This is a genomic window from Bradyrhizobium sp. ma5, assembly GCF_042258955.1.
In the GTDB taxonomy this organism is placed as follows: domain Bacteria; phylum Pseudomonadota; class Alphaproteobacteria; order Rhizobiales; family Xanthobacteraceae; genus Bradyrhizobium.
Window position 1 is genome coordinate 3769831 of the sequence record NZ_CP170156.1, and the last position, 23565, is coordinate 3793395.

Genomic DNA, 23565 nt, shown 5'->3' on the forward strand with positions numbered 1-23565 from the left:
CTTTTGCGCCGAGCGCCGCGCCGTTGGTCCGAGGAGAGCCACGGCTTTCGAGGACTGCAACGAAAGACGGCATGTTTCGGCATACATCTATTGCGTGACCGCCTGTGAACCCCAGACGCTAGCCACGTCTACATGATTTCGGAATAATGGAAATGTGCGCCTGATTTGCCCGACGTGTCAAGTTGACAAATCGTATGCCGGCGGCCGGCCAGTTACTTTGCATGGGGTTGTTTTCGATATTTTGGCAGCGCGACCTTCAAAGGGGAATTCTCCTTCGCGAGACGGCGCCGCATCACAGGTGACCCGCCGGCGCGGGTCACCTGGCCGTATGCGAAGAGGCGTTAGCGCTGCAGCCGGGCGAGCAGGCTCGACGTATCCCAGCGCTTGCCGCCCATCTTCTCGACCTCGGCATAGAACTGGTCGACCAGCGCGGTCGCCGGCAAAGTGGCGCCGTTGCGGCGGGCTTCCGCCAGTGCAATCGAGAGGTCCTTGCGCATCCACTCGACCGCGAAGCCGAAATCGTACTTGTTTTCGTTCATGGTCTTGTAGCGGTTCTCCATCTGCCAGGACTGCGCGGCGCCCTTGGAGATGGTCTCGATCACGGCGGCGACGTCGAGGCCACTCTTCTTGGCGAAGTGGATGCCCTCGGACAGGCCCTGCACGAGGCCTGCGATGCAGATCTGGTTGACCATCTTGGTCAGCTGGCCGGCGCCTGCCGGTCCGAGCAATTTGCACATCCGCGCATAGGCGGCGATGATGATCGGCTCGGCGCCGGCATAGGCGTCCGCGCTGCCGCCGCACATCACCGTCAGCACGCCGTTCTCGGCGCCGGCCTGGCCGCCCGACACCGGCGCGTCGATGAACTTGAAGCCGGCCTTGGTAGCGGCGGCGTCGAGCTCGCGGGCGACCTCGGCGGAGGCGGTGGTGTGGTCGACGAAGGTCGCGCCCTTCTTCATGCCGGCAAAGGCGCCGTCGGGGCCGATCGTGACCGCGCGCAGGTCGTTGTCGTTGCCGACGCAGCACATCACGAAATCCTGGCCTTCGGCGGCGGCCTTCGGGGTCGGCGCCGTCTTGCCGCCGAACTTGTCGGCCCATTCCTTCGCCTTCGCCGCGGTCCGGTTGTAAACGGTGACCTCATGGCCGCCCTTTTTCACGAGGTGTCCCGCCATCGGGAAACCCATTACGCCGAGACCGAGGAAAGCGACTTTAGCCATGTCTGTTACCTTGTGATTGCCGTGGTGATCGCCCCTTGAGACCGCCGGAAAACGGCGCGGCGGGCAGGGCATTCCGTCCATGGAAGGGAGCCGCACCATACCCCCTGCGCAGCGGAGGGCAACGGCTTCGTTGGATGGCAGACCCCGGTTTTGTGCTAGGATCGGCCCACCAAAGAACCTCACAAAAAAGGGAGTGTCTCGCATGGGCATGAGCGTCGGTGTGCTCGATCATTTCAATATCCGGACCCGGAATCTCACCGCCACGGTGCGGTTCTATGAGGACATTCTGGGCCTGGAAAAGGGTGCGCGGCCGAACTTCGCGTTCCCCGGTGCGTGGATGTACAGCGAGGGCAAGGCGGTCGTGCACCTGGTCGATATTTCCGCGACCGACGAGGCACAAAAGCCTGACTCGGGCGTCGTCCATCACGTCGCCTTTGCCAGTCAGGGCTTTGACGGGATGCGGAAGCGGCTGCAGTCCAAAGGCATGGAATTCGACTCGCGCCAGGTTCCCGGCGGCGACCTCTGGCAGATCTTCGTCAACGACCCCAACGGGGTCATGATCGAGCTGAATTACGAGGCCGCCAAGGAGGGCGGCTCCGCAGCGCCGTCCGAACGGCGGGACGACGTCGGAGCGAGGTAGCCTTTTGCGCTGCAACGCTTTATTGGGTCGTCTCCTGGGCGTGATCCGGAAAAGTGTGAAGCGGTTTTCCGACAAGATCACGCCCCGCTAAAAAGCCAGGAGATGCGCGGTGAGCGTGACGCAGCAACAGGTTCTCGATTGTCTTGCCAAGGTGATGTCGCCGCGCGGCACAGCCTTGACCAACGCCAATGTGCTGTCGGCGATCACGGTCACCGACGGCAAGGTGTTCTTCTCGATCAATGTCGATGCCGCGGAAGCCCGCGCCTGGGAGAGTGTGCGTGCGCAGGCCGAGAACGCCGTGCGCGCCATTCCCGGCGTCAGCGTCGCGATGATCGCGCTGACCGCGGAGCGCAAGGCCGGTGGCGCGGCGCCTGCGCCGCGGCCGGCCGGCGGCGTCCAGCCCGCGTCCGCGCACCGTCATCCGCACCCGCCTGGTGCGCAATCGCCGATGGCGCGCCAGGCCGAGATCCCCGGCATCTCCGCTGTCATCGCGGTTGCCTCCGGCAAGGGCGGGGTCGGCAAGTCGACCACGGCGCTCAACCTTGCGCTCGGTCTGCGCGACATCGGCCTGCGCGTTGGGCTGCTCGATGCCGACATCTACGGCCCATCGGTGCCGCGGCTGACCGGCATCCGCGAGAAGCCGCAGCTCAACGACGACAAGAAGATGATCCCGCTGCAGCGCTTCGGCTTGGCGATCATGTCGATCGGCTTCCTGGTCGAGGAAGACACCGCGATGATCTGGCGCGGGCCGATGGTGATGTCGGCGATCACCCAGATGCTGCGCGACGTCGTCTGGGGCACGCTCGACGTGCTGGTCGTCGACATGCCGCCAGGCACCGGCGACGCCCAGCTCACGCTGGCGCAGAACGTCCCGCTCAAGGGCGCCGTCATCATCTCGACGCCGCAGGACCTCTCGCTGATCGACGCGCGGCGGGGCCTTGCGATGTTCAAGAAGGTCAATGTGCCGGTGCTCGGCATTGTCGAGAACATGAGCTATTTCCAGTGCCCGCATTGTGGCACGCGCTCGGACATCTTCGGCCATGGCGGCGCCCGCCACGAGGCCGAGAAGCTCGGAGTGCCGTTCCTCGGCGAGATCCCCCTGCACATCGCCATCCGCGCTGCCTCGGATTCCGGCAACCCGGTTGTCGAGAGCGAACCGGACGGCCCGCATGCGGCGATCTACCGCGCGATCGGCAGCAAGGTCCGTGAGCAGCTGCAAGGCGTGATCGCCGCCGCCTGAGCCTGCGCGATGGCCGATGAGCCTGAAAGGCCGGGATCCCGGCGGCCCTTCTTCACAGGCCTGTCGCCCTTGGACGATTGCTGAATCGCGTCCGGCCTGTATGTTTGTCCGGCACTGGCCGAATCGTACCACCGTTCCGTCAATTGAAGGCGGGCACGGGCAGCCGACATACGGGGAGGGGCCGTGAGGCGACCAGCGACATGGCAGCATCACGCGAAGCAAACAAACAACGCCGCAAGCACCTGACGCGGGAGAAGCGCGAAGAGGCCTCCCGGGCGGCGTTCAACCTTGCGAAGAAATCCGACTCGATCGGCGAGGCCGCCGTGGCGATCGCCAAGACCTTTGGCGTCAGCAAGACGACGGCGCAAAGCTGGATTCGGCGTGGGCGGCATCTGGCCGACAAGGCCAAGAAGGCGCGAGAGACGGCGCGGCGCTGATTGCCACGTTAGCCCGGTGATTGAGCACCGGCCGGGCGGCCCGCACGCGGCGATTTACCGCGTGACGGCAGCAAGCTCCGCCAGCCGCTGCAAGTCGTCGTTGCCGCAGCCTGAGCCTGCATTTTCCGGCAAATTTCCCGCCTCATCAGACTTTCGTTTAATTGGTGCGGTCATGCCATTGTCGCGTTTCCGTGAGGCCGTCTTCCGTGTTAAAGGGCCGATCGAGAGCGCCTCGGCGGGCCTTTTGCAAGTGTTCTGCTTGCGAGCCTCCTGCCGGAGAACTGCTTGCGGTCACTGGGAAACGCCCCTCAAGGAGAAGCCTTACGATGAAGCGTCGTGATTTTTTGAAAGTGTCTGCGGCTGGTGCTGCCGCGACGGCGGTTGCCGCGCCGGCGATTGCGCAGTCCTCGCCTGAAATCAAGTGGCGCCTGACCTCGAGCTTCCCGAAGTCGCTGGACACCATTTATGGCGGTGCCGACCAGGTGGCGAAGTATGTCGCCGAAATGACCGACAACAAGTTCCAGATCCAGGTGTTCGCGGCGGGTGAGATCGTCCCCGGCCTGCAGGCGCTGGACGCGACCTCCAACGGCACGGTCGAGATGTGCCACACCGTGTCCTACTATTACGTCGGCAAGGATCCGACCTTTGCGATCTACGCGTCGGTGCCGTTCGGCCTCAACGCCCGCATGCAGAACTCCTGGTGGTACCAGGGCGGCGGCGAGGCACTCGGCAACGAGTTCTTCAAGAAGTTCGGCGTGATCGGCTTTCCTTGCGGCAACACCGGCACCCAGATGGGTGGCTGGTTCCGCAAGGAGATCAAGACGGTCGCCGATCTCTCCGGCCTCAAATTCCGGATCGGCGGCATCGCCGGCCAGGTGCTGCAGAAGGTCGGCGTGGTGCCGCAACAGCTCGCCGGCGGCGACATCTATCCGGCGCTGGAAAAGGGCACCATCGACGCCGCTGAGTGGGTCGGTCCCTATGACGACGAGAAGCTCGGTTTCCAGAAGGTCGCCAAGTACTACTACTATCCGGGCTTCTGGGAAGGCGGCCCGACCGTGCACGCCTACTGCAACCTCGAAAAGTGGAACGCGCTGCCGAAGAACTACCAGGCGATCCTGAGCAACGCGACCGCCAACGCCAACACCTGGATGGCTGCGCGCTACGACATGCAGAACCCGTCCGCGCTGAAGCGGCTGGTTGCCGGCGGTACGCAGCTGCGTCCGTTCACCAACGAAGTGCTCGAGGCCTGCCTCAAGGCGACCAACGAGCTGTGGGGTGAAATCTCGGCCAAGAATGCCGACTTCAAGAAGTCGATCGACGCGATGCAGGCGTACCGTTCCGACCAGTATCTGTGGTGGCAGGTCGCCGAATACACCTTCGACAGCTTCATGATCCGCTCGCGAACCCGCGGCTAACAGCGCTTCGAGCGTTCGCGAGCAGAGAACGCGCCAGAAGCTTCGACTTAAGTAGCCCGGCCCCCGCAAGGGGGCCGGGTTCTTTGCGTCTGGCATTCGCCGAGGGGATGTTCCATGCTCGCGCCCGAAGCCTCGGCACGAAGGCGGGCGCGTGACCGGTCACCGGTCATGACGGCAAAGAAACGCAGCGCGACGATCGCAAGCTGTCGACGCTCGGATAAACACAATCATACAGGGTGGGATTCAAATGAAGCGCAGAGATTTCATCAAGGTCACGGGTTTAGGTGTCGCAGGCGTGGCAACGGTCGCAGCTCCCGCGATCGCGCAGTCGATGCCGGAGCTCAAATGGCGCCTGACGACGAGTTGGCCGAAGTCGCTCGACACGCTGCACGGCGGCGCCGAGCTGATGGCCAAGGCGGTCGGTGAAGCCACCGACAACAAGTTCCAGATCCAGACCTTTGCCGCCGGCGAGATCGTGCCCGGCCTGCAGGTGCTCGACGCCGTACAGAACGGCACGGTCGAGATGGGGCACACCGCGCCCTATTACTATTTCGGCAAGGACCCGACCTTCACCTTCGGCTCCTCGGTGCCGTTCGGGCCCAACATGCGGCTCAACCAGGCCTGGTTCATGCTGGGCGGCGGCAAGGAGCTGCTCAACGAGTTCTACAAGAGCTACAACGTCACCTCGCTGCTTGCCGGCAACACCGGCTGCCAGATGGGTGGTTGGTTTCGCAAGGAGATCAACAGCGTCGACGATCTCAAGGGCCTCAAATTCCGCATCGGCGGCTTTGCCGGCAGGGTGATGCAGAAGCTCGGCGCGGTGCCGCAGCAACTCGCCGGCGGCGACATCTATCCGGCGCTGGAGAAAGGCACCATTGATGCGGCCGAGTGGGTCGGTCCCTATGACGACGAGAAGCTCGGCTTCTACAAGGTCGCGCCGAACTACTACTTCCCCGGCTGGTGGGAAGGCGGCCCGATGCTGGTGGCGATGATCAACCTCGACAAGTGGAACGCGCTGCCGAAGCACTATCAGTTCGTGCTCGAGCAGGCCGGCCATCTCGCCAACAACTGGATGATGGCGCGCTACGACCAGGCCAACCCGCTCGCACTGAAGAAGCTGCTCGCGGCCGGCACCAAGCTGCGCCCGTTCCCGGCTACGGTGATGGAAGCGTCCTTCAAGGCCGCCAAGGAGCTGCATGCCGAGGTTTCGGCGACCAATGCCAATTTCAAGAAGGTCTATGACTCGCTGACGACGTTCTCCAACAACGGCTATCAGTGGTTCCAGGTCGCCGAAGTCGGCTACGACAATTTCATGGCGCGCCACTCTCAGGCCTGATGCCACGCACCTTCAATGCGAGCAAAACCCCGGGCAAAAGCCCGGGGTTTTTGCTGGAGCTGGCGAGGGGCCAGCCAAATGAATGCTTTTCGGCGAGATTCGTGCTAACGTTGCCCAGGAGTGTGAATCAGGGCGCCATATGCGTTTCCTCGGTCTTATCCTGCGGACGTTGTTTCTGATCCTTGTGGTGGTCATAACGGCTCGCGTCGCGAGCCCGCAAAACGAAACCATCTGGTCGGCCTACGAGACGCCGTCCGATCTGTTTCGCATCATCCTGGGCGCCGCGGTCTGCCTCTTCGTCGCCGTCCAGATCTTCAGGTATTCCAGAGATCCCGCTGATATGAGCAGGTGGGTGGTGATCGGCGGCGCCGCGGTGCCCTTGGCGCTGGTATGCGCGGCCGTCATCTGGTAGGCGCCTTCGCTCGCAACCACCGTGCAAGCCCCGTCGATCAAAATGGAAACGGCAATGAGCGCACGGGAAGGCGGCATTCGAAGCTCAATCCGGTGGCCGGTCCGGTGCGGTAATGGCCGTTATAGTGCCCACCGCCCGGGCAATAGTTCGGATCCTGACGCGCCTGATCGTCGATTGTCCGGCGATAGCTTCGCTGCTGATAGCGCGTCTGCCAGCAATAGCAGTATTGATCACACGCGAGCCGTACCGGAATGACGCTTGCGGGGCCTTGCGGCGACAGCCGCGTGACCTGAACAGGCGCCGCGCAGGCAACCGACGCCATCATTGCGGTAGCCGGAGCGATGAGAAGCAGACGCGTTGTATTTTTCATGTTGGTCTGATCGAGCCGATCAGCGTGAATCCCGGAAGCCAACTCAATTGCCGGAGGGTGCCGCTATTTCCTCGGCGATCGCTTTGGCGGCGCTGCGGGAGGCGTTGTTGATGCGGCAGCCGGCGTCGTGCGAACCACCGGGTTCTTCTGCTCGGTGGGACCGCCGAGATTGCTTGGCTTCTTCGGACCGCCGACCGCGCTCTGTGCGGCCGCGGATCCCGCGGAGACCGCGAGGAGAATTGCCGCCAAGGTGAGCATGTTTTTCATTCGTCGGTTCCTCTAGTCAGTGGTCTCTCCGGCGCTTGTCAGCGGGCAGGTGGCCCGTTTTCGCTGACCCGCTGTGGGGCGGCGGCGGGCAAATCCTCCAGGGCGCATTTGCGCCAGTCGTCGGATGCGCAGTTGGTCGGCCAGCCGCCACCAAGCGCCATGAAAAGCGCTGCGCTGTCCGAGAGACGCGTCGCCTGGGCCTGAACGCGGACCACTGCCGCCGTCAGATAGACTTGCTGGGCATTGAGCACGACCACCTGATTGACCTGCCCGAGCGCAAGCTGCTTCTGGATGATGTCGAGGCTGGCCTTGGCGGCGAGCTCGGCCTTGACCGCAGCCTGCAAGGCGCGCGCGTCGGCCTGCAGGCTGCGCAAGGCGTCGGCGACGTTCTGCATCGCCGTGACGACAGCCTGGCGATAGAGCGCATCCGCCTGGTCCACCGCCGCCTCCGCAGCCTTCTGCTTGTGGTAGAGCGTCAGGCCATCGAACAACGGCTGGGTCGCGCTCGCGGCGATGACGTAAAAACTGGTCCCCGGCGCGAACAATTCGGCGAGGCTGAAGCCGGCGGAGCCGGCATTGCCGGTGATCGTGATGTTGGGCAGCCGCGCCGCGATCGACACGCCGACCTGGGCGTTCGCCGAATGCAGCAGCGCCTCCGCGGCCCTGACGTCGGGACGCTGGGCAATCATCTTGCTCGGCAGGCTCACCGGCAGGTGCGCGGGAAGCGCCAGGCGGTCGAGCGTGAACTTCTGCAGGATCTCATCCGCCGAGAATTGCCCGGCTAGCGACGTCAGCAGGTCGCGCTGAACCGCGAGCTGCTTTTCGAGCGGCGGCAGCAGCTGCTCGGACTGGGCCAGCGCGGCCTCCTGCGCCAGCACGTCGACCTGGGCGGCGCTGCCCGCGTTGAACTGGTTCTTCACGATCTCCAGAATGCCGCGTTCGATCTTCACGACGCGCTGGATCGCTGCAATCTGGCCGCGCAGCGATGCTTCCTGGATCGCCGCGGTAACGACGTTGGCCGTCAGCGTGAGGTAGGCCGCTTCCAGCTGGAACAGTTGCTGCTCGGAGATCGCGTCGAGGCCCTCGACCGCGCGAACATTCTGGCCCCAGATGTCCGGCACGAAGCTGACGTTCAATTGCGCGGTATGAAGCGAAAATACCGAGGGCGACTGGCCGCCCGGGCCCGAACCCGACGCGCCGGAAATCTGCTGCTGGGAAGGCGTGTAGTTTGCGCCGAGTTGCGGGAAGAACAGCCCGCGCTGGGCCAGCGCGTTGTACTGCGCGATCCTGATCGACGCCTCGGCCGCCTGCAGCGACGGGTTGTGCTCGACCGACATCTTGATGAGGTCGTCGAGCGGCTTTGAGCGAAATGCCGTCCACCACCGCAGCGATACGTCCTCTCCGCTGACGAAATGCTGCTTGAGCACGCTGGGGCCCCCGGCATTCGAGCTGGGGGAGGCCAGCTTCTCCGGCGTATAGCGATCGACGTCGGGGGCGGCCGGCGGCACGAAATTCGGACCGACGGCGCAGCTTGCCAGCAACAGCCCGGCGGCGCCGGCGCCAAGCGTCGGACGCAGGGCGCGCCTTCCGCACCGCGCGAGCGCGGCAACAATCCTTGCGACGATCTCGGACATCAGGCGCCCCCTTCATGCGCCGCTTCGGGCGGCGCCGTGGCAGCCGCCTGGCCGGGAGAGGCGACAGGCTCGCGCGACAGGAAAATCTTGCGCAGCGCAGGCGCCACGATCAGCAGCAGCAGCGGGCCGATGAACATGCCGCCGACCACCACGGTCGCGAGCGGTCGCTGCACCTGGCTGCCGATGCCATGCGACAGCGCCGCGGGGAACAGGCCGACGCCCGCGGACAGCGCGGTCATCAGCATCGGCCGCATGCGCTGCTCGGCGCCGTTGAACACCGCCTCCGCGATGCTCATGCCCGAGGCCCGCAATTCGCGGAAATAGGTGATGTTGAGGATGCCGTCCATGACGGCGACGCCGAACAGCGAGATGAAGCCGATCGCGGCCGAAATCGAGAAATCGAGCCCGGCGAAGTACAGCGCGATCAGGCCGCCACCGACCGCGAAGGGTATGCCGGCCAGCGCCAGCAGGCTGTCGCGCAGCGAGTTGAACAGGCTGTAGAGCAGCACGAAGATCAGCAGCAGCGTCACCGGCACCACGATCATCAGCCGCGCCTTGGCGGCTTCGAGATTGTCGAATTCGCCGGACCAGATCATCCGGTAGCCGGTCGGAAGCTGCACGGCCTCGGCGACGCGCGTCTGCGCCTCCGCCACCGTGCTTCCGAGATCGCGGCCACGCACGCTGAACTTGATCGGGATGTAGCGCTGGCTGCGCTCACGGTAGATGAACGAAGCGCCGGTATCGAGCGAGATGTCGGCAAGCTCGCTCAAGGGGATGTAGGCGTTGGTGCCGGATGGCGTCTGGTAGGCCACCTTGATCTCGCGCACCTCGTCGATGCTCTGGCGGAATCTCGGATCAAGCCGGACGACGACGCCGAACTGCCGGTCGCCCTCCAGCACCGTCGTCGCGCTGGTGCCGCCGAGCGCCGCCTGGACCACGGTCGTCACGTCGCCGGTATTGAGACCGTAGCGCGCAGTTTTCTCGCGGTTCACCTTGATGTTGAGGTTGGGCTGTCCGACCAGGTGGAAGATACCGAGATCGGCGACGCCGCGGATCTTGGCCATGTCCTGCGCGACCTTGGTCGCGAGCTGCTCGAGCACGGCGAGGTTGGGACCGATGATCTTGACCGAGTTCGCGCCCTTGACGCCCGACAGCGCCTCCTCGACGTTGTCCTGGATGTATTGCGAGAAGTTGAAGGTAACGCCGGGCAGCTCCTCGTCGAACTCCCGCTGGAGCTCCTCGGTGAGCTTCTCCTTGGTCAGGCCGGGCGGCCACTGGTCGAACGGCTTGATCGGCGCGAACAGCTCGACATTCGAGAACGGAGAAGCGTCGCTGCCATTGTCGGGGCGGCCATGCTGCGACACCACCGTGATGATCTCAGGGTGACGCAACAGGATCTCGCGCATCTTGCGGGTCGGTTCGGTGCCTGCATCAAGCGACATGGTCGGCGGCATCGAGGCGCGGATCCAGAAATTGCCTTCCTCGAGCGCAGGCAGGAATTCGCTGCCGAGCTGGCTCGCAGCAAGGCCGCTCAGTCCGAGGAAGATGATGCCGGCTGCGACCGCGACCCTCAGATGCGTCAGCGACCAGCGCAGCACCGGCGTGTAGGCCTTGCGCAGCGAGCGCACGATGATGGTTTCGGTTTCCTCGATATGCCGGGGCAGCAGCAGCGATGCCAGCACCGGTGTCACGGTGAAGGTCGCCAGCAGCGCGCCGGCGAGCGCGTAACCGTAGGTTCGCGCCATCGGTCCGAAGATCTGGCCTTCGACGCCTTGCATGGTGAACAGCGGCACGAACGCGGTCACCGTGATGGCAGCGGTGAAGAACACCGCCTTGTCGACCTGCAATGCGCTGACGAAGATCATCCGCAGCCGCTCGGTCCAACCCGGCGCTGGCTGGCCGTTTCGCGTCGTGGGGTCGCCACCCCAGTATCCCTCGGCGAGGTTTTGCAGCACCCGGAGCCGGTTCTCCGGGCTGGACTGGAAGTTGCGGAAGATGTTCTCCATCATGATGACGGCGGAATCGACGATGATTCCGAAGTCGACGGCCCCGAGCGACAGCAGATTGGCGTCCTCGCCCTGCAGCACCAGGATGATGATTGCGAAGAACAGCGCGAACGGGATGTTGGCGCTGACGATCAGCGCGCTTCTGAGGTCGCCGAGGAAGACCCACTGGATCACGAACACCAGCAGGCAGCCGAACATCAAATTGTGCAGCACGGTGTGGGTCGTGACGCTGACCAGCGAGGTGCGGTCGTAATAGGGGACCACCTTGACGCCGGCAGGCAGGGTGCCATCGCTGTTGATCTTGGCGACTTCCTCCTCGACCTTCGGCACGATGTCGTTGGTGTGCTGGGTGCGTCCCATCACGACGATCGCCGCGGCGACGTCGTCGTTCCTGTCCTTGCCGGCGATGCCGAGCCGCGGCACGTAGCCGACCGAGACCTTGGCGACGTCCTTGATCTGGATCGGCAGTCCGTTGGATTGGGTCAGGACGACGTTCTCGATGTCCCGGACCCGGTAGCCCTTGGTGATGTCATCATCGCCGCCTGAATTGATCAGGCCGATGCCGCGGATGTTGACGGATTGCTGACCGATGGCGATTTCGCGGCCGCCGACATTGATGTTCGCGTTGCCGAGCGCGCTGATCAGCTGCGGCACGGTGATGTTGTAGGCTTCGAGCTTGGCTAGGTCGGCGTCGACGTTGAACTGCTTGGTGGTGCCGCCCCAGGAATTGATCTGCACGACGCCCGGTATCGTCATCAACCGGCGGGCAACCACGTAATCCTGCAACGTCCGGAGATTGGTCAGGCCGAAATTCGGCGGACCGACGAGTTGGTAGCGATAGATCTCGCCGACCAGACTGGACTGCTGGATCTGCGGGATCTGGTTGCCGGGAAGCTGGACATTCTGCGTGAGGTTGTTGGTGGCCTGCGAGAGCGCGAAGTAATAGTCGACGCCGTATCTGAAGGTGACCCGGACGAACGACAGGCCGTAGAACGAGGTCGAGCGGATGTTGACCACACCCGGCGTCGAGTACAGCCCGACCTCCATCGGGATCGTATAGTACTTCTCCATTTCCTCGGCGGAGAGGCCGGCGGCCTGCGCCGTGATCTCGAGGATGACGGGTGCCGGGTTCGGATAGGCCTCGATGTTCAGCTTGGTGAACGCAGCGAAGCCGGCGGCGCAGAACACGGCGAGGCCGAGCACGATGACGGCGCTTCGGGTCAGACCGAATTGGAGGAGGCTCTTGATCAAGGTGCTGCACTTACTCTTGAGCGGACGAGGGCGCGGTCAGCGTTGCGGCTGGCGCGCTAGCCGGTGGCCGCGTTGGCGAACTTGTTGCTGAGGAAGATCGCGCCGGTCGAGGCGACCTTCTCGCCGGCTGCGAGGCCGTTGAGGATTTGCCGCCAGCCGTCCTGCTCCATGCCGATCGTCACTGTGCGGCGGTCGAACTTGCGGCCGTCGCTCGTGACCCACACTGTCATCGTGCCGTCGCCCTCGCGCACGATGGCGTCCAGCGGAACGCTCACCGACAGTTTTGGCGGCTCGGTTTCGATGGTGAAGCTCGCCAGCATGCCGGCGCGCAGCTTGTGCTGGGGATCGTCGATCACCGAACGCACCAGCTGGCGGTGCGAATTCGGATCGATGTTGAGGCCAAGCGTCGTCACGCGGCCGCGAAACACTTCGTTCGGGTAGGCCGGCACCCGCACCTCGACCGGCTGGCCGATCCGGTAGGCGGGAGCGTCGGTCTCGATCACATTGGCGACCATCCACATCGTCGAGATGTCAGCCAGCGAATACGGCGCCGGCGCATTGCCGGGCTGCACGAAGAGTCCCGGCGCTGCATTGCGCGCAATGATCCGGCCCGAGATCGGGCTCGGCACCACCAGGATCGAATCGACCTTGCGGTCGGCGACGATGCGGTCGATCTCGGCGTCGCTCTTGCCGAAGATGCGCACCGCGTCGCGCCCGGCCTTGTAGTTGCCCTCGGCGGTCTGCTGATCCGACGTCGCCTGGTCGACGTCCTTTTGCGCGCCGCCGCCGGTCTTCAGCAGCTGCTTGACCCGCGCCAGCGTTCTGGTCTGCAGTTCGAGCACGCCCGCCGAGGCCAGCAGCGACGACTCGGCCTGCAGCAGATCGGGGCTGTCGATCGTGAACAGCCTGTCGCCCTTCGCAACCTCGTCACCGACATTGAGGGGCGTGTCGACGATCCTGCCGGGATTTGGGGTAAACGCCTGCACCAGCATGTTCTGATTGAAGTCGATCGAGCCGACCGCGTTCTTCAGGGTCCGGAACGAACGCTGCTCCGCGGCCATGGTCTTCAGCGAAGCCGCCTGCTTGTCGCTCAGCGCGACGTATTGCTGCTCGACGTTGACGTCCTGCGGCGCGGTCCCCTGCGCGGCCTTGGCATTCACGACACCATCGGCGCGCGTCGTGAGCCACGCGCCGACGAGAAGCGCCGCCAGCACCGGCATCGCCGCAAAGCCCATATACTTCATTCGAAATGACATCGCCCGCCGCCAATACTGCATGAAAGCCTCGCGCGAGAGACGAGGTCTTGCCGCATGGCGGGCCGTCGTCCGATCTCCCGGTGAGAGCGAATGAACAGTTATCAGTGCTAGCTGACGCCAGCCTTACATTTGCCCTTTTCAATAGCGCGCCCGGCGCGCGAATTTGATTGCGGCGGGTGCCGGTTTATCTATTTTGCGTGGGAATAGCAGCGGCGGCATATAGCCAAAACATAGCGCTGTGAGCGGCAATCCGGGCGTTGTGCTTAAATGCGTATCGTTTGCACATCGGGATTGCTCAGCGCGCGATCTGTTGCGGAATTGTCGCTAGGCTGGCGCATCGCAACAAGGTGTGCAAACGGAAGACCGGTCGAATGAAAACAGGACTGCTGCGATGCGCCTTCTGATCGTCGAGGACAATCTAGAGCTCTCGCGACTGCTCGCGAGCGGGCTGGTGGCGGCGGGATATGAGTCCGATATCGTCAACAGCGTTGCCGAGGCGCGTGATGCGCTGCGCAGCGTCACCTATGCTGCCATGATCCTCGATCTCGGTCTGCCTGACGGCGATGGTCTGTCGGTGCTGTCGGAGCTGCGCCGCAAGACCGACCCGCTGCCGGTCCTGGTGCTGACCGCGCGCAACGGCCTGCAGGATCGGGTCAACGGCCTGCGCAGCGGCGCGGACGACTATCTGGCGAAGCCGTTCGCGCTGGAGGAGCTGGTGGCGCGGCTCGAAGCCATCCTGCGCCGGCCCGGCCAGCTGCTCGGCTCATCGCTGAAGCTCGCCAATCTGGTCTACGACACCGAGAGCAAGCAGGTGTTCGTCGACGGTGCTCCGCACGTCTTCTCCGCGCGTGAAACGTCGGTGCTCGAAATCTTGCTGCGGCGGCAGGGACGGGTGGTGCCGAAGAAGAATGTCGAGGATCACATATTCGGCCTGTCGGGCGAGGTCGCCTCGAATGCGGTCGAGGTCTACGTGTCGCGGCTGCGCAAGCTGCTCACCGAGCACCGCGCCAAGGTCATCATCCACACCATTCGCGGCGTCGGCTATCTGATGGCGGAGGAGAAATAGGGGTGTTCCGTTTCACGTCGCTGACTTCGCGGATCGTGTTCCTGCACATCGTGGCGGTCGCGGTCGCCGCGATCTTCCTGCCGCTGCTGCTGCTGTGGCTCTTGAATTCGGAGATCAACCAGCTGCATCGCGAAGCGATGCGCGATCAGGCCGCCGATCTCGGCCAGAACCTCGTGGTCGATTCCGCCGGCAAGGTGCAGCTCAATCTGCCGGACAGCCTGAGGGGGCTCTATTCCGACGCCTATGGCCGCTATCGCTACGACATCTACGATGCGGACGACAATCTGCTGTTTTCGTCGCATCGCGGCGCGCCGCGACTGCCGGCCCTGGCCGACCGGATTTCCGGCGCCAGCGCCACCAAACTCGTCGGCGGCCAGACGCTGCGCATCCAGGTCGCCGAGGATCTGTCGCATCGCGACGTCATCATCGATGACATCGTTTCCAACTTCTTCCGCCGGGTCGGCTGGATCACCATCCCGATCCTCCTCATCCTGCTGGCGACCGACATCCTGATCTTCCGCCGCGCCGTGATTCCGCTGTTGCGGGCTTCGGAGGAGGCCAGGGCCATCGGACCAGCCAGGACCGACATTCGTCTGCCGACGGAGGGGATTCCGAGCGAGATCGTGCCGCTGGTGACCGCCGTCAACCAGGCCTTCGATCGTCTTGAGGACGGCTTTCACGTGCAGCGCCAGTTCACTGCCGATGCCGCGCACCAATTGCGCACCCCGCTCGCGATCCTGCGGACCCGGATCGAGACGCTGGATGTAGCCAAGGGGACCAAGGAGCTGCATGCCGACATCGAGAGCATGAGCCGCATCGTCAGCCAGCTGCTCGAGATCGCCGAGCTCGATACGCTGGTGCTGGACCCCGGCGAAACCGCGGATCTGCGCGCGGTGTGCGCCGAGGTGGTCGGCTCGATCGCGCCCTATGCGCTGGCGCAGCAGAAGGATATCGCGCTGCGCGGCACCGACGGTCCGGTGCGGGTCAGGGGCAATGCCGAGATGCTGCAGCGCGCGATCTTCAATCTGGCGGAAAACGCCATCAAGTACACCGCCGATGCGACCTCGGTCGATGTCGAGGTGCACGAGGACGGTTCGGTGCAGGTGCGCGACTGCGGGCCAGGGATTGCGCCCGCCGAGCAGGGCCTGGTGTTCCAGCGCTTCTGGCGCGGCGATCGCCAGCGCCAGCGTACCGACGGGGCGGGGCTCGGGCTCTCGATCGTCCGCGGCGTCGTCGACGATCACGACGCGACGATCAGGGTGGAGAACCTGCCGTCCGGCGGTGCCCAGTTTACGCTGAGCTTCCGCCTCGCCAAGACAGAGCCGGCGGCCGCCTGAGCGGCACGGCCTGCGGCACCTGTCGTGCCGCGGGCCGGCCTACTTCAGCTTGCCGTCGGACAGGTCCATGATCATGCGCGTGGTCAGATACAGGCGCGGCACGATGCTGTTGATCTGCACATACTCGGCATCGTTGGAGTGCGCGCCGAAACCGGAGAGGCCCATGCCTTCAACCACGGCTCCCTTGGTCTTGAGGGCGGCAAACGCGGCGTCGGTGCCGCCGCCGGTGGCCCGCTCGGCCACATTCAGCGGCATGCCGAGGTCGTGATAGATCGTCTCGCCGTGGCCGGCCACGCGGCGCGAGGCGTCGTTGGCTTCGAGCGGCGGGCGGCGTACCTCGAACTTCACGTCCACCTTGGAGTCGGGCAGCAGGCGGTTCTTGATCTTGTCCTGCAGCGCCGTCTCGAGCTCGTCGAAGTCGGACACTTTGAGCGCACGCGCATCGGCCTGGGCGGTGGCCTCGGCGGGGATCACGTTGCGGTTGGTGCCGGACTTGGAAACCGTCCAGTTCAGCTTCAGGCCCTGCTCTGGCTTCGACAGGTCCTTCATCTGCAGCACCTGGTGCGACAGCTCATAGAGCGCATTCACGCCGCCTTCGGGCCTCGCGCCCGCATGCGACGACTTGCCATGCACCGTGAGGTAGGCCGAGCCGATGCCGCTGGTGGCGAGGCGCAGCGTACCGCTGGCGTCGCTGCCTTCGAACGAGAACACGGCATCCTGCTCTGAGGCGACGCGGGTGATGGTGCTGCGCCAGCCGGGCGACGAGATCTCCTCGTCGCCGTTGATGAGCACCGTGAGCGTGCCGTAGTCCTTGAAGTTGAGCTTCTGCAGCAGTGCCACGCTGTGGAGGATGGTGGCGATACCCTGCTTGTCGTCGGCGATGCCGAGGCCGTATGCCTTGTCGCCATCGACGCGGAAGGGTTGGTCCTTCAGCATGCCCTTGAGATACACCGTGTCCATGTGCGCGATCAGCATGATCTTCGCGCTGCCGGTGCCCTTGAAGACGGCCTGCACGGCCGGGCCGATCTTCTCCGGCGTGTCGTCCAGCCGGTAGATGTCGGTGGTCTGCAGGATGTCCACCGCGCCGCCGAGCTCTTTGAGCTGGCCGGCGATGCGCGCGGCGATCTGATTGAGACCTTCGATGTCCTTGCTGCCGGATTCGATCTGCACGAGGTCGCGCAGGGTGTCGAGCAGCGGCTGTTGCTCCTGTTGCGCCAGTGCGCGAATGTCGGCCGCCGGCGCCGCATGTGCTGTGGCAGCGGCAAACGCCAGGCTGAGGGAGGCCAGGCCGAGGGATGCGACGAGCGGGCGAACGAATGAACGGGCGGGATGCGGTTGGGGCATGGGCGGCATCTGTGAGTTGGAGGACGATCCGTATCCCCGCGTCTTCACAGGACTTGATGCCGCCGTCAACGGTTCCAGCGTGCCCCACTTCCGCAAGAGCGTTTTCGAGCGAAGTGGACACCGGTTCGCGTAAAGAAAACGCGTCAAAACAAGAATCTAGAGCTTCGGTTCTGATTCAATCAGAACCGAAAATGCTCTAGGCACGCCGAACAAGCTGACGCCGGCTACTGCTTCGGTTGCCCGAAATCGAGCGGCGGCAGCTCGATCTGCGGCACCTCGATCTTCACCTTGTTGAGGTCGACATCGAGCGGCTTGTCGAGCAGTCCGGTGACGACGACCGGGAATGCGATCACCAGCGCCACCATGATCGCCTGCAGCCCGATCCAGGGCATTGCGCCCCAGTAGATGTCGGAGCTCTTCACTTCCTTCGGCGCCACGCCGCGCAGATAGAACAGCGCGAAGCCGAACGGCGGATGCAGGAACGAGGTCTGCATGTTGACGCAGAGCATGACGCCGAACCAGATCAGCGCGGCGTCGGGGCCGACCACCGGCGCCAGCACCTTCTGCGCGATCGGCGCGATCATCGGCAGGATGATGAAGGCGATCTCGAAGAAGTCGAGGAAGAACGCCAGGAAGAAGATGAACAGGTTGATGAAGATCAGGAAGCCCCAGACGCCGCCCGGCAGCGAGGTCAGAAGGTGCTCGAGCCAGACGCCGCCGGAGACGCCGAGGAACACCACCGAGAAGCAGGTCGAGCCGATCAGGATGAAGGTGACCATGCAGGTGATGCGCATGGTGGTCTCGTAACCCTGCTTGATCAGGTCGCGCAGGTCCGGGATCTTGACGGCCTCGGCGCAGATCCAGACCACCGCGGCGTAGGTGATCGCGAAGGCGAGCTTGAAGAGCAGGTTCTCGGTGTAGAGCATCGCGATGATGGTGCCGATGCCGCCGGCGATCACGCCTGTCATCAGCACCTTGCGGCCGGTCGCGCTGAAATCCTTGTGGTGGATCGCGGCGAGCACGATGGCGCCGACCGCGCCCATGGCGCCGGCTTCCGTCGGGGTCGCAAGGCCCATCATCATGGTGCCGAGCACGACGAAGATCAGCACCGCGGAGGGGATGATGCCGAGCAGGCACTTCTTCCACAGCGCCCAGCCGGTCAGCGTGCGCGCCTCGATCGGCACCGCCGGCACATGGCTTGGCTTGAAGATGCCGAGCAGGAAGGTGTAGCCGGCGAACAGCAGGATCTGGAACACCGACGGGCCCCAGGCGCCGAGATACATGTCGCCGACCGACTTGCCGAGCTGGTCGGCGAGCACGATTAGGACGAGAGAGGGAGGGACGAGTTGCGTGATGGTGCCGGAGGCGGCGAGCACGCCCGTGATGTAGCGGATATTGTAGCCGTAGCGGATCATCACCGGCATCGAGATCAGCGCCATCGCGATCACCTGCGCCGCCACCGTGCCGGTGATGGCGCCGAGGATGAAGCCGACGATGATCACGGAATAGCCGAGGCCGCCGCGGATCGGGCCGAACAGCTGGCCCATCGAATCCAGCATGTCCTCGGCAAGCCCGCATCTCTCCAATATCGCGCCCATGAAGGTGAAGAACGGGATCGCGAGCAACAGCTCGTTGGACAGCACACTGCCGAAGATGCGGCCCGGGATCGCCTGCAGGAAGTTGAGGTCGAAGAAGCCGAGATAGATCGAGAGAAACCCGAACGACAGGCCGACCGCGGCGAGCGTGAACGCCACCGGGTAGCCGATCAGCATTGCAATGATCAGGCCGCCGAACATCAGTGGCGGCATCATCTCCAGCGTAATCGTCATTGCGTCGGCCTCTCGTACTTCGCGTCGATCGTCACATAGCCCTGCAGCGCGGCGATCCGCTTGATCACCTCGGAGACGCCTTGCAACGCGAGCATCACGAAGCCGGACGGGATAACGAACTTGATCGGCCAGCGCAGCAGACCGCCGGCATTGCCGCTCATCTCGCCGACCGCGTAGGCCTGGTGGAAGAACGGCCAGGACAGATAGGCGAGCAGCAGACAGGAGGGGATCAGGAAGAACAGGGTGCCGATCAAGTCGAGCCAGAGCTGACCACGTTCGGACAGCATCAGATAGAGGATCTCGACGCGCACATGCTCGTTGCGCTTGAAGGTGTAGGAGGCGCCGAACATCACGAGGATCGCGAACATGTACCACTGCGCCTCGAGCCAGCCGTTCGAGGAGTAGCTGAACGCGTAACGGATCATGGCGTTGCCGGCGCTGACCAAGCAGGCGAGCAGGACGAGGAGATTGCAGACGTATCCGATCTTCTCGTTCAGTCGGTCGATGGCCTGACTGAGTGCCAACATTGGGCGCATCACGATCTCCGCGGTCGCGCGATCTGCGCACCGAATATCTTCTCAAGCATCATCAGGCCGCCGCGCGCATGCGCACGGAGCCACGGCTCACCTTCAGGAGCAGTTGCAAGCGATCGTCCTCCCCCGAAATCCGCTTCCGCCGTTGTTCGTTGCTCTTGGCTGCCGGATCGTCGGCGGGTACCGACAGGGGCAGCGGCCTATCCGGCCGGGCGAGCGTGAAAGCCGGGGCACCAAATCAGCGCCGTCGAACGCCGTCAATCGGAAAATGGGCAAATTGACGGCGCGGCAAATCGTTGTCCCGCCTTGGTAATCGGGGGACGTCGCAGGCGTCGGCAGCGGGCTTTATAGCTAGCCGCCGGTGACGCTCATGTGGCGGCTGACGCTCGGGCGGTTGTGGCGGCGGTCGATGATGAAATCGTGCCCCTTCGGCTTCAGCCCGATGGCCCGGTCGATGGCCGCCGACAGCAGATCGTTGTCGTCGGAGGCGCGCAGCGGCCGGCGCAGGTCGGAGGCGTCCTCATGGCCGAGGCAGGTGTGCAGCGTGCCGGTGCAGGTGATCCGCACCCGGTTGCAGGATTCGCAGAAATTGTGGGTCATCGGCGTGATGAAGCCGAGCTTGCCGCCGGTCTCGGCGACCCGGACATAGCGGGCAGGGCCGCCGGTGTCGTCGGCGAGATCGGTCAGCGTGTAGTGCTTCTCGAGCCGCGCGCGCAGCAGCGACAGCGGAACGTACTGATCGATGCGGCCTTCGCCGATATCGCCCATCGGCATCACCTCGATCAAGGTCAGGCCCATGCCCTTGCCATGCGCCCATTCTATCAGCGCGGGAATCTCGTCCTCGTTCATGTTCTTCAGCGCGACCGCGTTGATCTTGACCGCGAGCCCCGCCGATCGCGCCGCCTCGATGCCCGCCAGCACCTTGTCGATGTCGCCCCAGCGGGTGATGGCCCGGAATTTTACGGGGTCGAGCGTGTCGAGCGAGACGTTGACGCGGCGCACGCCGCAATCGGCCAGCTCCTGCGCGAAGCGGGCGAGCTGCGAACCGTTGGTGGTCAGCGTCAATTCGTCGAGCGCGCCGGTCGAAAGGTGGCGTGACAACGAGCGCACCAGGCCCATCACATTGCGGCGGACCAGCGGCTCGCCGCCGGTGAGGCGGATCTTGCGCACGCCCTTGGCGACGAAGGCCGAGCACAGACGGTCGAGCTCTTCCAGCGTCAGCAGATCGGCCTTCGGCAGGAAGGTCATGTCTTCCGACATGCAGTAGAAGCAGCGCAGGTCGCAGCGGTCGGTGACGGAGACGCGCAGGTAGCGGATCGTCCGGCCGAACGGATCGGTCATCGGACGAAACAGCGTGTCGGACTGCGCCTGCGTGGATCCGTTCATTCAACCCAAGCCTTCAAGCCAAGCCTTCAACCAAGGCGTTCCCAGAGCGCCGGGCCGTGACGGGCCCCGCACACGCAATCTATGCATGTTGGCACGCCGTCACAATGCGTTCCAATGGATGATCCGCAACCTGCAACGCCAATTGCAAAGCGATAGGTGAGACAGATCGCGCGATGCATGATCGCAATCGCCGATGAGTCTCCACAAAATGCAAAAACCCGGCTTTGGGCCGGGCTCTTGTGCAGTGCAATCTCGATCAGATACGCGCAGCGTTGCGCGTCAGCGCGTGGGCGCGGCGGCCGGCGGCGGTGCGGCGGCGTCCGGAGCGGCAGGAGCCGCAGCGGCAGCCGGCTTCGGCTTCTTCTTTTTCGGCCGCATCGCCTTGTGCCCGCGCGGCGGCGGGCCGGCGGGTTGCAGCTCGGCGAACACCGGGCTCGGATCGAGCGTGGTGGTGGCCGGGCTGGTGAAGTCGCCCGGCGAGCGGGTCACCGTCACCGGCACCGTCGCCGGCTGGAACTTCGGCATGTTGAAGGTAACGGTGAAGTTGGCCTCCGGCGCCGGGATCGACACCGAGCAGGGCGTCTTGCAACCCGGTCCGATCGAGGTCACGGCGTCGGCGCCTTGCGGGGCCGAATCCAGTTGCACCTGCATCGGCGGCGGTGCCGACTTGAACGAATCCAATGAGAACGAAGAGCAGCCCGCCAGGCTCAGCCCGGCGGCCGCAATCACGATGGTACGACGCATGATCCACACTCTTACTGCGGCAATCAGCCACAATCCCCGGCGCGACCATAGGAGCGTCGGAACAGAGGTGCAACAGGGGGAGGTCTGTTCGTTAAAGGATGGTTAATGGAAAATTCGCATGGCAGATCATTGCCAAGCAATATCAACGTGTTGCGGAAAGATTATGCTGCGCCGAGGCTGGCGACGGCGTCCGGCAGATCGCGCATATGGCTGATCAGCCGGTCCGGCTTCAGCTCGGTCATCGGGACGTCAGTATAGCCGAAATCGACGCCAATCACCGGGACGCTGGCGCGCCGGGCGACCCCGACATCGGGACCGGCATCGCCGACCATGATGGCGCCGGGCAGCTTGCCGCCGGCACGGGCGACCGTCTCGCGCAGGAACGCCGGATCGGGCTTGGCGACACCGAACGTGTCCTGGCCGCAGATCGCGGCAAACCGCGGCGTCAATCCGAGCCGATCGAGCAGCAGCTTCGACAGCCACTCCAGCTTGTTGGTGCAGACCGCGAAGCGATGGCCCTTGGCCGCGAGCCGATCGAGCGCGGCTTCAAGCCCGTCGAACGGGCGCGAGCCGTCGGCGATGTGCTCGGCGTAATAGTCGATGAAATCCTTGGTCAGACGATCGAGGTCCGCGAGGCTGACCACGCGTCCGTCCACCTCGAGCCCGCGCTCAAGCAGCTTGCGCGCGCCGGCGCCGATCATGTTGCGGGCCGCCGACAGCGGAACCGGCCGCAGGCCTTCGCGGTCGAGCACATAATTCAGCGCGCTGATCAGATCAGGCGCGGTGTCGACCAGCGTGCCGTCGAGATCGAACACGATGATGGGGGGAGAGGAGGCGGACATCTGTTTCTGGCTATCGGGCAGCGCGGCACGATGCAAGCGAAGATGCTAGGGTCGCGCAAAAAAGGGAGGCTCGGATGCGGGAACTTGCCGGAAAAGCCGCTTTTGTCACCGGCGCGGCCAGCGGAATTGGCCTCGCCATGGCAACCGCGTTCGCGCGTAAAGGCATGAAGGTGATGCTCGCCGACATCGAAATCGGCGCGCTCGACAAGGCCGTCGAAGCGCTGCGGGCCGGCGGCGCGGATGTCCGTGGCGTGGTCTGCGACGTCGCCGATCCCGCAAGTGTCGACCGCGCGGCAGAGGCATCGTTCCGCGCCTTCGGTAACGTCCATGTCGTCTGCAACAATGCCGGCGTCGCGGGTGGCGGCGGCATCGACCAGATCTCGGTCGACGACTGGCGCTGGGTGATCGACGTCAACCTGATGGGCGTCGTGCATGGCATCAGAAGCTTCCTGCCGCATATCCGCGCGCACGGTGAGGGCGCCCATATCGTCAACACCGCCTCGATGGCCGGCATGAATGCCGGGCTCGGCGTCAGCCCTTATTCGGCGACCAAATTCGCCGTCGTCAGCCTTTCAGAAGGGCTTTCGGCGCAACTGAAGCCGCTCGGGATCGGCGTTAGCGTGCTCTGTCCGAGCTATGTGCGGACCCGGATCGGCGAGAGCGGGCGCAATCGCCTCGAGCACTACGGGCCGCCGCGCCAGCTCGATCCGGCAAGCCCGATGGCCGCTGTCGTCGCCGAGATCGCGCGCCGGCTGGAAGCCGGTCTCGATCCGGCGTCGGTTGCCGCCCGCGTGCTGGCCGCGATTCACGACGACCAGCTCTATGTTTTCACCCACCCCGGGATGCGGGCCGAGGTCGAGGACCGTTTTGCGGCGATTTTGGCCGCGATGGATGCCGTTTCGGCCTAAAGACGGGCCCGGATGGCGCTATTCCTGCCCGTGAATCGAGGCTAGATATGCGCCCGCCGGGCGGCCGATGGCGCGCCCGTAACGGACAACCGAGGGGC

General features: G+C 64.5%; 20 protein-coding genes. 9 read left to right on the top strand and 11 right to left on the bottom strand.

Features of this window, described 5'->3' with window-relative positions; all coding sequences use genetic code 11:
- Window positions 1-341: 341 nt before the first annotated feature.
- The gene (locus ACE103_RS17110; protein ID WP_223973436.1) at window positions 342-1214 is read right to left on the bottom strand and encodes an NAD(P)-dependent oxidoreductase; all 873 of its coding nucleotides are present in this window, start codon (window positions 1212-1214) and stop codon (window positions 342-344) included.
- A 202-nt stretch (window positions 1215-1416) separates the two neighbouring features.
- On the opposite strand from ACE103_RS17110, the gene ACE103_RS17115 reads away from it, so the two are divergent.
- The 6 genes from ACE103_RS17115 to ACE103_RS17140 all read left to right on the top strand — a co-directional run bounded on the left by ACE103_RS17115 (window position 1417) and on the right by ACE103_RS17140 (window position 6694).
- Window positions 1417-1854: a VOC family protein gene (locus tag ACE103_RS17115; protein ID WP_223973434.1), complete on the top strand. Its 438-nt coding sequence runs from the start codon at window positions 1417-1419 to the stop codon at window positions 1852-1854.
- A 109-nt stretch (window positions 1855-1963) separates the two neighbouring features.
- On the top strand, window positions 1964-3094 hold the full coding sequence (locus ACE103_RS17120; protein WP_223973431.1) for an Mrp/NBP35 family ATP-binding protein: 1131 nt from the start codon (window positions 1964-1966) through the stop codon (window positions 3092-3094).
- Window positions 3095-3294: 200 nt separating this feature from the next.
- A complete protein-coding gene (locus tag ACE103_RS17125) occupies window positions 3295-3531 on the top strand; it encodes a hypothetical protein (RefSeq protein WP_223973429.1) in 237 nt (78 codons plus the stop codon).
- Between the two features lie 326 nt (window positions 3532-3857).
- The gene (locus tag ACE103_RS17130) at window positions 3858-4946 is read left to right on the top strand and encodes a TRAP transporter substrate-binding protein (RefSeq protein WP_375780394.1); all 1089 of its coding nucleotides are present in this window, start codon (window positions 3858-3860) and stop codon (window positions 4944-4946) included.
- A 247-nt stretch (window positions 4947-5193) separates the two neighbouring features.
- Window positions 5194-6282 (top strand): TRAP transporter substrate-binding protein, encoded by a 1089-nt coding sequence (locus tag ACE103_RS17135; protein ID WP_375780395.1) that lies wholly within the window; start codon window positions 5194-5196, stop codon window positions 6280-6282.
- A gap of 82 nt (window positions 6283-6364) precedes the next feature.
- Window positions 6365-6694, top strand: a complete 330-nt coding sequence (locus ACE103_RS17140) for a hypothetical protein (protein WP_375780396.1) — start codon at window positions 6365-6367, stop codon at window positions 6692-6694.
- 37 nt (window positions 6695-6731) lie between these two features.
- Here the strand turns inward: ACE103_RS17140 and ACE103_RS17145 are convergent, their stop codons facing one another.
- The 4 genes from ACE103_RS17145 to ACE103_RS17160 all read right to left on the bottom strand — a co-directional run bounded on the left by ACE103_RS17145 (window position 6732) and on the right by ACE103_RS17160 (window position 13478).
- A complete protein-coding gene (locus tag ACE103_RS17145) occupies window positions 6732-7064 on the bottom strand; it encodes a hypothetical protein (protein ID WP_375780397.1) in 333 nt (110 codons plus the stop codon).
- 305 nt (window positions 7065-7369) lie between these two features.
- Window positions 7370-8965 carry an efflux transporter outer membrane subunit gene (locus tag ACE103_RS17150; protein WP_375780398.1) on the bottom strand — a complete coding sequence of 532 codons (1596 nt, stop codon included), beginning with the start codon at window positions 8963-8965 and terminating at the stop codon, window positions 7370-7372.
- Entirely contained in the window at window positions 8965-12222 is a 3258-nt protein-coding gene (locus ACE103_RS17155) for an efflux RND transporter permease subunit (RefSeq protein ID WP_375780399.1), read from the bottom strand. Before ACE103_RS17155 ends, ACE103_RS17150 begins: the two co-directional genes overlap by 1 nt.
- A gap of 56 nt (window positions 12223-12278) precedes the next feature.
- Entirely contained in the window at window positions 12279-13478 is a 1200-nt protein-coding gene (locus ACE103_RS17160) for an efflux RND transporter periplasmic adaptor subunit (RefSeq protein ID WP_375780400.1), read from the bottom strand.
- Between the two features lie 391 nt (window positions 13479-13869).
- Between ACE103_RS17160 and ACE103_RS17165 the strand changes: the two genes are divergently transcribed.
- Together ACE103_RS17165 and ACE103_RS17170 are read left to right on the top strand one after the other, a co-directional pair.
- A complete protein-coding gene (locus ACE103_RS17165) occupies window positions 13870-14544 on the top strand; it encodes a response regulator transcription factor (RefSeq protein WP_092125557.1) in 675 nt (224 codons plus the stop codon).
- A gap of 2 nt (window positions 14545-14546) precedes the next feature.
- A complete protein-coding gene (locus ACE103_RS17170) occupies window positions 14547-15881 on the top strand; it encodes a sensor histidine kinase (RefSeq protein WP_375780401.1) in 1335 nt (444 codons plus the stop codon).
- Window positions 15882-15920: 39 nt separating this feature from the next.
- Here ACE103_RS17170 and ACE103_RS17175 read toward each other — a convergent pair whose 3' ends face one another.
- The 6 genes from ACE103_RS17175 to ACE103_RS17200 form a co-directional block, all read right to left on the bottom strand.
- Window positions 15921-17225, bottom strand: coding sequence for a M20/M25/M40 family metallo-hydrolase (locus ACE103_RS17175; protein ID WP_375781123.1), 1305 nt, complete (start codon window positions 17223-17225; stop codon window positions 15921-15923).
- 224 nt (window positions 17226-17449) lie between these two features.
- A complete protein-coding gene (locus tag ACE103_RS17180; RefSeq protein WP_375780402.1) occupies window positions 17450-19054 on the bottom strand; it encodes a TRAP transporter large permease subunit in 1605 nt (534 codons plus the stop codon).
- Window positions 19051-19590, bottom strand: a complete 540-nt coding sequence (locus ACE103_RS17185) for a TRAP transporter small permease subunit (RefSeq protein WP_375780403.1) — start codon at window positions 19588-19590, stop codon at window positions 19051-19053. The genes ACE103_RS17180 and ACE103_RS17185 overlap by 4 nt, the downstream gene beginning before the upstream one ends.
- Window positions 19591-19938: 348 nt before the next feature.
- Window positions 19939-20973 (bottom strand): GTP 3',8-cyclase MoaA, encoded by a 1035-nt coding sequence (gene moaA, locus ACE103_RS17190; RefSeq protein WP_375780404.1) that lies wholly within the window; start codon window positions 20971-20973, stop codon window positions 19939-19941.
- A gap of 279 nt (window positions 20974-21252) precedes the next feature.
- Complete coding sequence (locus ACE103_RS17195) at window positions 21253-21717, bottom strand: hypothetical protein (protein ID WP_223973392.1); 465 nt, start codon at window positions 21715-21717, stop codon at window positions 21253-21255.
- A gap of 161 nt (window positions 21718-21878) precedes the next feature.
- Complete coding sequence (locus ACE103_RS17200) at window positions 21879-22559, bottom strand: HAD hydrolase-like protein (RefSeq protein WP_375780405.1); 681 nt, start codon at window positions 22557-22559, stop codon at window positions 21879-21881.
- 74 nt (window positions 22560-22633) lie between these two features.
- Between ACE103_RS17200 and ACE103_RS17205 the strand changes: the two genes are divergently transcribed.
- Window positions 22634-23467, top strand: coding sequence for an SDR family NAD(P)-dependent oxidoreductase (locus ACE103_RS17205; RefSeq protein ID WP_375780406.1), 834 nt, complete (start codon window positions 22634-22636; stop codon window positions 23465-23467).
- The last annotated feature ends 98 nt before the right edge of the window (window positions 23468-23565 follow it).